The following is an 11,882-nucleotide window of genomic DNA, read 5'->3' as shown; positions in this document are numbered from 1 at the left end:
TTTATTATGGAATAGTTGCGACGAATGTCACATTTTGTATGGAGGTGTCAGAATTGATTGACATGTGAAAATTAAGAAGATTCATACTCTATTTGAGTGATATATAACCTTTTGTTTTTTCCGAACGCGAGATCACTGCGGGTTTAAATGGGGCTGTGCTAAGCTAGCTAACAGTTTCAATCGGCGCTCGGTATTCCCAATTTGTTTACTGTTTATCATTCCAACCAAGTTGACGTTCTCAAATCACTCCTTGTCGAACTGATTCGAATCAGTCCGCTGGAAAACCCGTTCGAAAAAGAACAAATTCTGGTTCAAAGTCCGGGCATGTCCCAGTGGCTAAAAATGGAATTGGCCAAAGAGTTTGGTGTTGCCGCGAACATTGATTTTCCGCTTCCTGCTACCTTCATTTGGGATATGTTTACGCAGGTGTTGCCAGACGTGCCAAAACGCAGTGCGTTTAACAAAGAAGCGATGACGTGGAAGTTGATGCATCTGCTTCCGGGGCTTCTCAACCAAGAGGTGTTTTCGCCGTTAGCGCAGTACCTCAAAGATGACAGTGACCACTCTAAGCTGTATCAGCTGGCTGAGAAAATTGCCGATATTTTCGATGGTTACTTGGTGTATCGTCCGGAATGGATCGCAAGTTGGGAAGCTGGGCAGAGTGTGCCAGAGCTGGAAGATGAGCATCCGTGGCAGCCGATCCTGTGGCAAGCGTTGTACGATCACACTGTGTCATTAGGACAGTCTCCTTATCACCGTGCCAACCTTTATGAGCACTTTATCGACACATTAGCGAGTTTTAACGGCAATTTTGACCATTTACCCAAGCGTTTGTTTGTTTTTGGTATTTCGTCGTTGCCGCCTCGCTATATGGATGCGCTAAAAGCAATTGGTGAACACATCGACGTGCATCTGATGTTCACCAACCCGTGTCGTTATTACTGGGGTGAAGTTCGAGATCGCAAATATCTGGCTCGTTTGGCGGCGAAACATCGTCAGCACGTTGTGTGGCAGGACGATCACTCGGAAGTGCAAGGTGAAACTGAGCAACTGAAAGGCTCATTGGAAGATAATGTGATCGATGAGCTGCACACCGATGTGGTTGGAAACAGTCTGTTGGCGTCCATGGGTAAACTCGGGCGTGACAATATGTATCTGTTGTCTCAGCTGGAATCTCATGAAATTGAAGCCTTTGTTGATGTTGAGCGCGACAGTCTGCTCCATCAATTGCAAGCGGATATTCTCAATCTTGAAGAACATCAAGATGACCAACAGATTGAAAACAGTCATCACAAACAAGTGGTTAGCTTGGGTGATAAATCACTGAGCCTACACGCTTGTCACAGCCCGATGCGTGAAGTGGAAGTGCTGCATGATCAACTATTGGCGATGTTCGATGCTGACCCAACGTTAAAACCGCGCGATATTATCGTGATGGTCGCGGACATCAACGCTTACAGCCCTGCGATTCAGGCGGTCTTTGGTAACGCACCGGGTGAGCGTTTTATTCCATATTCGATTTCTGACCGAACCGCCGATCAAGAGAGCCCAATTCTGGCCGCATTTATGCAGTTGGTGAACTTACCCAATACGCGCTGTTTGGCATCAGAACTACTCGAACTTCTGGAAACTCCAGCGATATTAAAGCGTTTTGAACTCAGCGAAGATGATTTCTTACAAGCCAAACAATGGGTTGAGGAATCGGGAATTCGCTGGGGGTTGGATGCCAATACCGGACGCGAATTTGAACTGCCGGAAACCCGTCAAAACACGTGGCAATTTGGTATTCAACGCATGTTGCTTGGCTACGCGATGCCAGAATCCGCAGGTTTGTTTGAAACCGAGCAAGGCAGTTTATCTCCGTACAACGAAGTGCAAGGCATGGGCGCAGAGCTGGCGGGCAAGTTGGCACACTTTATCCAACAAATTAGCACTTATCGAAGCAAACTTTCTCATGTTCAGACTATTGATGGTTGGCGAGAGACTTTGGTTTCACTGCTGGATGACTTCTTCTCAGTTGAGTTAGAGGGCGAAATGGCGCTCAAATCCATTCGCGATACGCTCAGCCAACTCAAAGAGCAATTAGCTGATGCCGCATTTGATGATGCGTTGTCGCCGTCGATCATCAGCCAATACCTTCAAAACAAATTATCTGGCACACGAGTCAGCCAGCGCTTCCTGGCTGGTCAAGTGAACTTTTGTACCCTGATGCCGATGCGCTCTATTCCGTTTAGAACCGTTTGTCTACTGGGGATGAATGACGGCGTGTATCCACGCTCCATGCCGCCAGAAGGCTTTGACTTGATGACGGGAAGAACCAAGCCGGGCGACCGTTCACGCCGAGATGATGACCGTTACCTATTCCTCGAAGCGATGTTGTCTGCACAGCAAACGCTGTACATCAGTTATGTTGGCCGTTCAATCCAAGACAACACCGAGCGAGTGCCCTCGGTATTGGTTTCTGAGCTGATGGAATACTGCCACCAAAACTATTGTTTAAGTGGTGATGAAGCGTTGCCCGTTGATGAGTCTGGCGACAACTTGTTAAACGCGTTGGTGAATACCCACGCCATGGTGCCGTTTAGCCCAAGTGCGTTCCAAGGCATGCACGCCAGCTACGCGAAAGAGTGGATTCCAGCGGCATTGACTCAAAGTAGTCAATCGCAAGGCTATGTTCGTCGTGATTTTAACCGTGCATTAGACGACTATCTGTTAGGAGCGACGTTCCCACTTGAGCTCGACTTAGTCGAATTGCAACGTTTCTGGCGCTTACCGGTGCAGTATTTTTTCAATCGTCGCTTAAAAGTAATCTTTGAACCGCCACTGCCGGTGATGGAAGACGACGAACCCTTTGTTTTAGGTGGTTTGGAAAGTTATCAAATGCGTGATGAGCTGTTAGAAACCTTGCTTGAAACGACATTGATGCAGCCAGAGAAAAAAACAGAGGTGCTTAAACACTTTATGAGTCAACAGCGCGCGCAAGGCAAACTGCCGGTGGGGGCGTTTGGTGATATCGAGTTTGAAACCAACCGAGTTCAGGCGGAAGAGCTGGTGGATAAACTGGCGTTTTTATCTGGTGCGCCTCAAGACGATTTGGAAATCGACCTGACGTTTGACTCCTTATTTGAGCGAAATGAAGGCGAAGAGAAAAACGTTCGCCTAACAGGTTGGCTAACCCAGTGTTACCAATCTGGGTTGATTCGCTACCGAAGCGGTAAGATTCGAGCTCAGGATTACCTTGCTGCGTGGATCGATCACCTTGCCATGTCGGCGTCGGGTCATGCTAAGAAAACCCACATCATTGGTTACGATCGTAAAGAAGGTGCGCTGCATTTAATCTACCCAGAAATTGCCGATGCGCAGTATGCCAAACAGCTACTGACTGAATTAGTTCGCTTATTCTTCGAAGGCATGACTAAGCCTTTGCCTTATTTCCCGAAAACGGCGTTGGCTTGTGTTGAAGCGGGCTTTAGCCGCGGTCAGTGGGTCGATGACGAAGAGAAATCTTTGAAGAAAATGGCTGACGCATTCAATGATGGCTTCATGAGCCCGGGCGAAGGCAATAATGCGTACATCTCTCGAATTTGGCCAGCTTGGAATGATGAGTTGGCCTCAGAAGTTCGTTTGCTGACAGCATTAGTTTTGCAAGGTGCGCGCTTAGCGATTCAAGACGCTGATGACGTAAAAGCGTAATAAAGACAGTTGGATAAAGAGAAGGAAGAGTAGGGTGGCCGCCAGAAAATCATTATTTTTTGTAGGGCGTTCGCTGTACGGCCACAAGGTCAGAGGGACCATGATACTTTTGTTTAATTCATTTGAGTTGTGCCGCCAAAAAGGTTTGGCTTATCTCGTGGGGCGCATACTAACGGTACGTCTTATGGATAACCGTGAGAAAGATCTCACAAAGCTCTAAATTATCCAACTTGTTAAACATATTAATAGAATTTTTAACTATAGATCACATTTATTAGGTGATACGTCCTAGTAAATAATCCGGAGAGATTCAGCGTTATGGATCAAATGTCAGGTGCAGAGTGTCCTCTACATACGTTAGACCGCACAGAGCAACCTCAACCAACGCCACTAGAACCGATGACGTTTCCTCTGCATGGCACGAGGTTAATCGAGGCATCAGCAGGTACAGGTAAAACCTTCACTATTGCAGGTTTATATCTGCGCCTTTTGCTTGGTCACGGCTGCGAGGAAACTCGACATCGCGTACCGCTTACAGTCGACCAAATTCTGGTCGTAACCTTTACCGAAGCGGCAACTGCGGAATTACGAGATCGTATCAGGGCAAGGATCCATGACGCGCGAATCGCGTTTGCGCGTGGACAGAGTTCCGATCCGGTGATCCAACCTTTGCTTAATGAGTTTGACGATCACAAGCAAGCCGCAGAAATTTTATTGCAGGCAGAGCGTCAGATGGACGAGGCGGCGGTCTACACCATTCACGGTTTTTGCCAACGTATGCTAACGCAAAATGCGTTTGAATCTGGCAGCCGATTTAATAACGAGTTTGTGACCGATGAAAGTCACCTAAAATCGCAAGTTGTAGCCGATTACTGGCGCCGCAACTTTTACCCGTTGCCATTTACCTTGGCTGGAGAAATTCGCCAGCTATGGAGCTCTCCATCTGCGTTGTTGTCTGACATCAGCAATTACTTAACCGGTGCGCTGTTAAGCCTTTCTGTTCCTGCAATGAAAGGTAGTTTGGCTGATCTTCATACTGAAAATTTGAAAAAAATTGATGAATTAAAAGCACAGTGGCGAGAAAGCCAAGATGACTTCTTAACGCTGATTTCAGATTCAGATATTAACAAACGCAGCTACACCAAAAAGTCTCTGCCGACGTGGTTGGAGGCGGTAAACGCTTGGGCGGCAACGGAAACTACAGGTTACGATTATCCAGACAAGCTGGAGAAATTCGCGCAAAACGTCTTGTTGGAAAAAACACCGAAAGGCAGTGCGCCGCAGCATGCGGTATTTGAAGCCATTGAAACATTTCTTGCCAATCCAATCAGCTTAAAAGCGCCACTGCTTGCGCATGCGATTGAGCATTGTCGTGTGATGCTGGCCAACGCGAAAAATCAAAAACAGTGGCTCTCTTTCGATGATTTGCTGACACAACTTTCTGCTTCTATCGATACGGACGAAAGCGAGCTTTTAGCGGCGCGTATTCGTACTTTGTACCCTGTCGCAATGATTGACGAGTTCCAAGATACCGATCCGCTTCAATACAGTATTTTCAGCCGTATTTATCTGAACAACCCGGAATGTGGTTTGTTTATGATCGGTGACCCCAAGCAGGCGATTTATGGCTTTCGTGGCGCAGACATTTTCACTTATATCAAAGCACGTAACCAAGTAAGTGCCCACTACACGTTAGGAACCAACTGGCGTTCTAGCGCAGATATGGTGCAGGCGGTAAACCAAGTATTTGCTTTGCCAGACAGTCCATTTATCTATGATTCGGATATTCCGTTCTTACCCGTTAAGTACAGTCCCAATGCCGAAAAACGCATTTGGACTATGGGTGGCCAAAAGCAACCCGCGCTGACCTATTGGTTGCAAGAAGCGGACGATAAACCGCTACCAAAAGGCGAGTATTTGACTCGAATGGCAGAGGCGACCGCAAGCCAAATCCAAACCATTTTGACGCAGGCTCAACAGGGGCAAGCGTGTCTGGTGAATGGTGAAAAACAGAAAGCGGTTCAAGCGGGCGATATTGCGGTGTTGGTTCGAACAGGTAGTGAAGGTCGAATGATCAAACAAGCGTTGGCTGATCAAGGCATTGCCAGCGTGTACCTGTCTAACCGAGACAGTGTGTTTACCAGTTCGGTGGCGCAGGATTTACAGCGTTTGCTGCAAGCGGTGCTGACTCCAGAAAATGACCGTGCGCTGCGTGCAAGTCTTGCCTCTGAGCTATTTGCCCTCGATGCAGCAAGTTTGGATGCGCTTAATAACGATGAAGTGGTGTGGGAAAATGCCGTAAACGAATTCAAAGAATATCGCAAACTTTGGGTTCAGCGTGGTGTGCTGCCGATGTTACGCGCGGTGATCAGCAAACGCCATATTGCCGAGCGATTACTAGAAGAAGGTGCGAGTTCACAGGGTGAGAATGGTGAGCGAGTACTTACCGATTTAATGCACATCGGTGAACTGCTTCAACAAGCCAGTAATGAACTGGATAGCGACCACGGTCTGCTGCGTTGGCTCGCTCAGTCTATCAGTGATGCGGAAAACGGTTTGGGCGGCAGTGACGACCAAATCCAACGTTTAGAATCGGAACGTAACTTAGTGCAGATCGTGACTATTCACAAATCAAAAGGCTTGGAGTATGACCTCGTATTTCTGCCGTTTGTGTTCAGCTATCGAGAAGCCAGCGAAGCAAAATATTACGATGCAGCCAATGACCGCACGGTACTGGATATCACTGGCAACGATGCGTCCATGAAGCAAGCGGATAAAGAGCGTTTGGCGGAAGACTTACGCTTGATATACGTGGCACTAACGCGAGCTGTGTATGCGTGTTTTATCGGTGCCTCGCCTTTGCGCAATGGCCGTTCGACCAAAGAGCCAACCGGCGTACACCGCAGTGCAATTGGCTATTTGATTCAAAATGGTCAAGAAGGTGGCATTAACGATTTGCACCAAGGTTTAACAAAGCAACAAGACGAGCTTGATTGTGTCGTTGTGGCCGAACCGCCGCAGCAACTCGAAGAGAAGTACGTAGCGCCACAAGAAGAAATACACGATCTTAGCGCGAAAGAACTGCAAAACCCTATCGACAGAAACTGGCGCATCACCAGTTATTCTGGCTTGGTCAAGCAAGGCTCTCATCACGCCGAGCATGATGCCACGATTGAGATTACGGGTTTTGATATCGACTCATCTGAAGAGCAAGACGAAGCGGATTTGGTGGAGCCAGAGCGCTCTATTTTTACCTTCCCTCGTGGTGCGCGTCCGGGTACGTTCCTGCACAGCTTGTTTGAGGAAATTGAATTTACTCAGCCAGCCACTACTGAAGAGAATACACAAATCATCCTTGGTTTGATGGAAAGCGAACAGCTCGATGAAGAGTGGTTGCCCATTTTACAACAATTGATTGATACCGTACTCGCAACGCCGTTGGATGGTAAGTCTTTGCTGCTGAATCAAAAAGCACCGTCGCAACGTTTGGTGGAGATGGAATTTTTGTTGCCGATTGAAGTGTTGTCTGCACCGGCGTTAAACCGAGTCATTCAACGTCACGATCCGTTGTCGGCGAAAGCGGGGGATTTAGGTTTCCAAACCGTGCAAGGCATGCTCAAAGGTTTTATCGACTTGGTGTTTGAACATCAAGGTAAATACTACGTGCTTGACTGGAAATCGAATCATCTTGGCGACGATGTAACGAGCTACCATGGTGAGGCTCTGAAATCGGCCATGGCGGATCACCGCTACGATTTGCAGTATCAGATTTATGCGTTAGCACTGCATCGTTTCCTACGCAGCCGATTGGCGAATTATCAATATGAGCAGCACTTCGGTGGCGTGTATTACTTGTTCTTGCGCGGCATGGATGGGCAGAGTGACCACGGCATTTTTGCCGCGAAACCAACCTTAGAGTTCTTACAAGAGATGGATCGTTTGATTGATGGTCAAGTACTTGAAACGCGCTCAACTCAAGCCGGGCAGATGGAGCTACTTTAATGACGACAAATCACAATCTTCATTCTGACCAAGATAGTCTATTGGTAGTGCTGGAACGCTTGGCGCACAAAGGTGCTATTCGTCAGCTCGACTACCAATTCGCCTGTTTTATTGATTCTCAAACGCATGAGGAATCGTCGGATAGCCAAGCACTGGCGTTTATCGCTGGTGTTGTCAGTAGTGAGCTTGGCAAAGGACATATCTGTCTGTCTCTGTTCGATGCACAAGGGCAATCTACGGATTTAGCCAGTAAGCTAGGGCTGTTTGGTGAGTCGGCATTGGCGCTTAATACTCAGTTGCAAGGCATAGACTGGATTCAAGTATTAAAAAATTCCACCGTGGTCGGCGCGCAAGGAGAAGCCTTACCGCTGATGTTCGATGGCGAGCGTCTGTATCTGCACCGCTATTGGCATTATGAAGTGACACTGGCGGAAAAGCTCAATCAGTTGGGCGCCGCAGTTAACTTGCAAGCACAAGAGTTTGCGCGATTATCGGAGTTGCTCAACCATCTGTTCGCACGCCAATACCATTTTCTGTTTAACGCGTTGGGCAAAGCAGTAGAAGCGGGAAGCAGCAACCAAGTGTTGCGTCAACAATTGGTGTGTGATCACCTTGATGTGGTCGCAAGCGAATCGTTGGATTGGCCCGCGATTGATGCAGTGCTTAGCAATGCGCGCAAAGTTCAAGATTTGCAAATACTGGATGAACTCGTACCACTCTCAGCTTGTGTGAACTGGCAAAAAGTCGCGGCGGCGGTTGCGTTAACTCGTCGATTTGCTGTGATTTCTGGTGGCCCAGGTACGGGTAAAACGACGACGGTAACCAAATTGCTTGCCGCTTTGATTGAACAGGCGACGCACGAGAAAAATCTAACCATCAAGCTGGTGGCCCCGACGGGGAAAGCGGCGGCGCGATTAACCGAGTCCATTGGTAAAGCGGTGCAAGAGCTGCCAGTTTCTCTGGAGCTAAAAGCCAAAATTCCGACTGAATCAAGCACCTTACATCGGTTGCTGGGCGCGATTCCTAATAGCGCAGAATTCCGTCACAACAAGCAAAATCCACTTCATTTGGATATTTTAGTTATCGACGAAGCGTCGATGGTCGACTTGCCAATGATGTATAAAGTGGTCGATGCCTTACCGAAACATGCGCGGCTGATTTTGCTAGGTGATAAAGACCAACTTGCTTCAGTTGAAGCTGGGGCTGTGTTGGGTGATATTTGTTCGTTCCATGCATTGGGCTATGGCAAAGAGCAGGCATCAGCCATCGCAAAACTGACGGGTTTCGATACTTTAGCCCATACGGGTAACAGTGCATCTAGCATTGCCGATAGTTTATGTATGCTGCAAAAGAGCTACCGATTTGATGCTCGCTCAGGCATTGGTCAGTTGGCAAAAGCGGTTAACTCAGGTTCTGCAGCGAGCGTAGATAACGTCTGGGCGCGTGACTTTTCTGATATCGAACATTTCGCGCTAAGTAGTCAGCACTACAACCAAATGATGCAGACGTTGGTGCAGGAATACGGTCGTTACCTCAAACGCATTGGACAACAGGAAACCGATCCTGAAACCGGAGAGCCAGAGTCGCTAACGCGTAAAGCCAAAGCGGTATTAGATACCTTCAACCAATGCCGACTGCTTTGCGCGATTCGTGAAGGTGACTTTGGTGTTGCTGGGCTAAACCAGCGCATCGAGAAAGCGCTCGCGGCGCGCAAGTTCATTCAGGTTCAGGATGAAATTTGGTATCACGGTAGACCTGTCATGGTTACGCGTAATGATCATGGTCTAGGTTTGTATAACGGTGATATTGGTATTTGCATGCGAGATGACAGTGAAGAAGAACCGCGTTTGAAAGTCTTTTTCGAGTTACCTGACGGCAGTGTGAAATCGGTCTTGCCAAGCCGAGTACCTGAACATGAAACGGCTTACGCCATGACCATCCACAAATCGCAAGGCAGTGAATTTGATTACACCCTGATGATTTTGCCACCAGACTTTAGCCCGATATTAACTCGTGAGTTGATTTACACAGGCATTACCCGCGCGAAAAAGCGTTTAGCTCTTTACGCCGAACTCAATGTTCTGAAGCGAGGCATTAAAGTGAAAACCACTCGTGCGAGTGGTTTAGTACAGCGGCTTACTAACTAAAACAAGAAGACCGAGCTTATGGCTCGGTCTTCTTTTATGCATGTTTTGCAAACGCGTTGGTAAAAGACACGCTGCGTATTTTGTATTGCTGTTGATAAGCAAGAATAAAATCTCGGATAGCGTCATTTACGGGGAAAACACAGTGGACGTCTAGGCCTTCTAAAAACTGATTGTCAGCCATATCCCAGAAGCTTTGAAGCGAATTACAAATGATTGTTCTCATAACAGTGCTCGTCTCGGCTTATTTAAAGTCAGATTAACAACTGTCCTTGGTGTGCAATACGGAGCTAACTAGTTTTTCAATTGCCCAGTATTTTAGGGTGAAGGCTACATAACATCACCTAGATCCATTCGTATTGGTTAAAAACCAATCACTAGCGAGCAGAGTATAGCCAACCAAATGTATATTTAAAAGATAAAATTGGAACGAAAATTAAGCAATGGTTTGCGCATTTCTAAGTTGGTGTTTACATGATGACTCACTAGCTCGAAGCAGGATTTATGTGAGGCTTTACTCCAAAACAAACTTGATGTGTGGGATTGAGCGTCAATGAGCTGAATCCCGCACCTTGAGGTGTTGGTATAGCGGAACCTTAAATTTCTCTTCCTGATTTAAGGTTAAGCTACAAATCTAGCGCTAAGATTTTTGACTTACGCTGGAAGTTATATAGCCCTTGTTTGGCTCCGGGCAAATAGTCGACACTGACTTCGTAAAAACCTTGCTCTCTGAACCAATGCAGACTGTGTGTCGTGAGGACAAAAATCTGATCAATGGTTTCGGATTTAGAACGATGTTTCATGTAGTTGAGCAGTAACAAACCTCGGTTTCCATCACGATAGTCAGGGTGAATCGCTACGCAAGCCATCTCAGCTTTACGCTCTTCTGGGTATGGATAAAGGGCAGCACAGCCAATAATCAAGCCGTCTTTTTCGATGATGGTAAATTTTCCAATCTCTTGTTCTAGCTGCTCTCGAGAGCGCCTAACGAGTACACCTTGTTCTTCTAAAGGACGAATGAGGTCTAAGATACCGCCAATATCATCAATATTAGCTTGCCTCACTTGCTCAGCGCTTGCCATAACAACTTGGGTTCCGATGCCGTCGAAAGAGAACAACTCCTGAATTAAGGCGCCATCTACTTTATAACTGATCAAGTGGCTACGAGGTACTCCGGCACGGCAAGCGGCAATAGAGCCTTTAAGAAAGCGCAGTGTCCCAGTGTTGTAATCTAGGTCAGGAGACGTATTTTCAGAGAGCGTTTTGATAACATGCTCCGCCTCAATTGGCAGCAACTCGGCGACAGCATTACCGTTGTCATCAATGACACCTTGTTCTGAACAGAAACCAATCAGTTTGTCTGCGCCTAATTTGATCGCCAGTTGTGTCGCAACTTCTTCAGAAAGTAAGTTAAAACACTCGCCAGTCACAGAGCTCGCAATGGGGCCAAGTAGCACAATAGAGCCTTGGTCGAGCGTGCGATTAATCGCGTCGGTGTCAATGCGGCGAATGCGTCCACTATGGCAATAGTCCACACCATCATCAACGCCGAGTGGCTGAGCAATGATGTAGTTTCCGCTAACGACATTGAGCTGGGTACCTGCCATCGGAGTATTGTTGAGGCTCATTGATAGGCGCGCAGTAATCGCAAGCTGAAGTTGTCCGGCAGCTTGCATAACAACAGATAAAGCTGATTCATCCGTAATGCGGATATTTTTGTGGTAAGGCGTAGTGAGGTCTTGTTTTTCTAGCAGCTGATTAATTTGAGGACGTGCACCATACACCACCACGACTTTAATTCCGAGGCTGTGCATGAGTGCGATATCATTAATAATATTGCCAAAATTTTTGTGTGCGACGGCTTCTCCGCCCAGCATGATCACCATGGTTTTTCCGCGGTGAGCATTGACATAAGGTGTTGATTGACGGAATCCTTTTACGAGAGCAGTACTACGAATTTTCACTACAGCCATTCCTTTGTTTAATTATGTCAAAATAATGCCTTTTTATTCACTTGGTGGCAAGGTGAAATTTTGGAATAAA

The 11,882-nt window shown here is 47.1% G+C and carries 5 protein-coding genes; 3 read left to right on the top strand and 2 right to left on the bottom strand.

Translation table 11 applies throughout. The features are described from left to right. Nucleotides 1-201 precede the first annotated feature (201 nt). From recC to recD, 3 genes are all read left to right on the top strand, one after another. Nucleotides 202-3,693, top strand: a complete 3,492-nt coding sequence (recC, locus tag ACWPOD_RS16795; RefSeq protein WP_456232077.1) for an exodeoxyribonuclease V subunit gamma — start codon at nucleotides 202-204, stop codon at nucleotides 3,691-3,693. Between the two features lie 327 nt (nucleotides 3,694-4,020). Beyond that, nucleotides 4,021-7,695 (top strand): exodeoxyribonuclease V subunit beta, encoded by a 3,675-nt coding sequence (gene recB, locus ACWPOD_RS16790; RefSeq protein WP_456232098.1) that lies wholly within the window; start codon nucleotides 4,021-4,023, stop codon nucleotides 7,693-7,695. Beyond that, nucleotides 7,695-9,842: an exodeoxyribonuclease V subunit alpha gene (recD, locus tag ACWPOD_RS16785; protein WP_456232076.1), complete on the top strand. Its 2,148-nt coding sequence runs from the start codon at nucleotides 7,695-7,697 to the stop codon at nucleotides 9,840-9,842. The genes recB and recD overlap by 1 nt, the downstream gene beginning before the upstream one ends. Before the next feature lie 34 nt (nucleotides 9,843-9,876). Here the strand turns inward: recD and ACWPOD_RS16780 are convergent, their stop codons facing one another. Together ACWPOD_RS16780 and argA are read right to left on the bottom strand one after the other, a co-directional pair. Continuing rightward, entirely contained in the window at nucleotides 9,877-10,065 is a 189-nt protein-coding gene (locus ACWPOD_RS16780; RefSeq protein ID WP_005380230.1) for a hypothetical protein, read from the bottom strand. A 400-nt stretch (nucleotides 10,066-10,465) separates the two neighbouring features. Then, on the bottom strand, nucleotides 10,466-11,803 hold the full coding sequence (argA, locus tag ACWPOD_RS16775) for an amino-acid N-acetyltransferase (protein WP_012841478.1): 1,338 nt from the start codon (nucleotides 11,801-11,803) through the stop codon (nucleotides 10,466-10,468). Between the last annotated feature and the right edge of the window lie 79 nt (nucleotides 11,804-11,882).

It is taken from the genome of Vibrio sp. JZG120, assembly GCF_053890955.1.
The sequence above is the reverse complement of the archived record's forward strand: the minus strand, read 5'-3'. Positions and strand labels throughout refer to the sequence as shown.

Excerpts from the sequence above, each read along its gene's own strand:
- recB (WP_456232098.1), top strand. The coding sequence starts at position 4,021 with ATGTCAGGTGCAGAGTGTCCTCTACATACGTTAGACCGCACAGAGCAA.
- recD (WP_456232076.1), top strand. The coding sequence starts at position 7,695 with ATGACGACAAATCACAATCTTCATTCTGACCAAGATAGTCTATTGGTA.
- ACWPOD_RS16780 (WP_005380230.1), bottom strand. The coding sequence starts at position 10,065 with ATGAGAACAATCATTTGTAATTCGCTTCAAAGCTTCTGGGATATGGCT.